This is a genomic window from Roseateles sp., from assembly GCF_036404855.1.
Lineage (GTDB): Bacteria > Pseudomonadota > Gammaproteobacteria > Burkholderiales > Burkholderiaceae_C > Pelomonas.
Window position 1 is genome coordinate 1 of sequence record NZ_DASWYS010000298.1, and the last position, 2260, is coordinate 2260.

The following is a 2260-nucleotide window of genomic DNA, read 5'->3' on the forward strand; positions in this document are numbered from 1 at the left end:
GCGCAAGGTGCTGGCCAAGGCCGGCCTCACGCTCAAGGACATCGACCTGTTCGAGGTCAACGAGGCCTTCGCCGTGGTGGTGGAGAAGTTCATCCGCGACCTGGACATCGACCGCGAGAAGATCAACGTCAACGGCGGCGCCATCGCGCTGGGCCACCCCATCGGCGCCACCGGCGCCGTGCTGATCGGCACCGTGCTGGACGAACTGGAGCGCCGCGACGCCAAGCGCGCGCTCATCACCATGTGCGCCGCCGGCGGCATGGCTCCCGCCATCATCATCGAGCGCGTATGAGCTCCCTCAACAATCTGCTGCCCTGGCCGGCCGACGACCTCTCCGCCTATGGTCCGGTGGAGGCCAAGCCCCTGGGCAAGACCCAGCAGTACGTCGCGCGCGCCATGCACCGCAACTGGGTGTCGATCCCGCACGTCACGCATCACGACGACGCTGACATCACCGTCTTCGAGCAGCGCCGCAAGGCCTGGAACGCCGCGCACCCCGAGCACAAGCGCTCGCTGCTGTCCGCGCTGGTCAAGGCTTCCGTTGCCGCGCTGCAGCGCTACCCACGCTTCAACAGCGCGCTCTCCGCGGACGGCAGCACGCTGACCTCGCGCCAGTACTTCCACATCGGCATCGCCGTGGACGTGCCATCGGGGCTGCTGGTGCCGGTGCTGCGCGACTGCGACAGCAAGAGCATCGACGCCGTCGGCGAGGAAGTGGCGCGTATCTCAGAAAAAGCGCGCACCAAGGGCCTGTCCATGGCCGAGATGTCCGGCGGCTGCTTCACGCTGTCCTCGCTCGGGCACATCGGCGGCACCGGCTTCACGCCCATCATCAACGCTCCCGAGGTCGCCATCCTGGGCATCTGTCGCACCCAGGAGCGCTTCCTGCCGGACGGCGAGGGCAGGCCCGTGCTGCGCCAGTTGCTGCCGCTGTCACTGAGCTACGACCACCGCGTCATCAACGGCGCCGATGCGGCCCGTTTCGTGCGTGCCATCGCCGAGTGGCTGGAGGCCTGCGAATTCGCCTGATCCGGCCGCGTCCTCATATGAACATTTACCTAATCTAGACAACATCGTTGTATAGAAAGCCATTAAAAGCAGCTAAAATTGGCCAAAGGACAGGGAGTTAGACAAAATGTTCGACGGGGCTATCAGCACTGGAACAGGAAAGAAGATGCAAAGGCGCAAGCGGGACCCTGAAGGAACACGGCTGGCCATCCTCGAGGCAGCCGGCAGCCTGCTGGCCAAGGACGGTCCCGAGGGCCTGAGCGTATCGCAGGTGGCGCAGCTCGCCGGCGTCAACCGCGGCACCGCCTACCAGCACTTTCCCACCCGCGAGCAACTGCTGGAAGCCACCACCGCCTGGATGTCCGAGCGCCTGCGCGTCGCCGTCTTCGGCGGCGGCAACCCCGAGAAGGGCGAGATGCCCAACGCCCAGGACGTCGCCGAGCACATGGCCGAGTTCGCCATGGAGAACCCCGAACTGGGCCGCGTCTGGCTGTTCGAGGTGCTCAGCTCCAACCGCCCCGCCAGCGACCCCTTCTGGAACGAATACCGCGCCCACTTCGAGCGCTTCGCCCAGTCCGACATGGCCCAGCCCGGCATCGACGCCGAAGTGCACTCGGTCATGATGCTGATCAGCACCTTCCTCTGGCCCGTCTTCGCCCGCGCCCACGCCCGCACCGCCAAGGAGCGCCAGGCCATGGCCAAGCGCTTCTCCAGCGAGATGCTGCGCCTGAGCCTGCACGGCACCATGCGCCCCGAGAAATTCCCCGAGCTCAACGCCCGCATCACCAAGCAGGTCGGCACGGCTCCCGCCAAGAAGCGCAGCAAGTAAGACCGGGCTTTCAGTCTCCAGCCGCCGCTGCCTTCCGGGCAGCGGCGGCTTTTTCGTTGGGCCTCGCGCCTCTCTGCCGCAAACCGGCGTGCGCAGTAGTGCCCGCCTGGGCAAGACATCGCGGAGCCCGGAGCATTGAGCGAGTTATGACCCACTCTGTATCATAAATTTTCCTCAAGCAGACCCCCGGCGCGAGTCATGGCGAAGATCATCTTCATCGAGCACAACGGCACCCAGCGCGACGTCGAAGTCGGCCCCGGCGGCACCGTCATGCAGGCCGCGCTCGACAACCTCGTGCCCGGCATCGTCGGCGACTGCGGCGGCGCCTGCAGCTGCGCCACCTGTCACACCTACGTCGATCCCGCCTGGCTGGCCAGGCTGCCGCCCATGTCGGAGGAAGAGCGGATGCTGATGGAGGGCTCG

3 protein-coding genes and 1 pseudogene are annotated in these 2260 nt (G+C 66.3%); all 4 read left to right on the forward strand.

Annotation, left to right across the window (positions count from 1 at the left end; translation table 11 throughout):
* Positions 1–292, forward strand: a pseudogene (locus VGF12_RS19670) (acetyl-CoA C-acyltransferase); the annotation flags it as partial.
* Positions 289–1029 carry a 2-oxo acid dehydrogenase subunit E2 gene (locus tag VGF12_RS19675; RefSeq protein ID WP_331177747.1) on the forward strand — a complete coding sequence of 247 codons (741 nt, stop codon included), beginning with the start codon at positions 289–291 and terminating at the stop codon, positions 1027–1029. The pseudogene VGF12_RS19670 and the gene VGF12_RS19675, both read left to right, overlap by 4 nt.
* A 145-nt stretch (positions 1030–1174) precedes the next feature.
* Positions 1175–1837: a TetR/AcrR family transcriptional regulator gene (locus VGF12_RS19680; RefSeq protein ID WP_331177748.1), complete on the forward strand. Its 663-nt coding sequence runs from the start codon at positions 1175–1177 to the stop codon at positions 1835–1837.
* Positions 1838–2035: 198 nt separating this feature from the next.
* On the forward strand, positions 2036–2260 hold a 225-nt coding region (locus VGF12_RS19685), incomplete at its 3' end, for a 2Fe-2S iron-sulfur cluster-binding protein (RefSeq protein WP_331177749.1).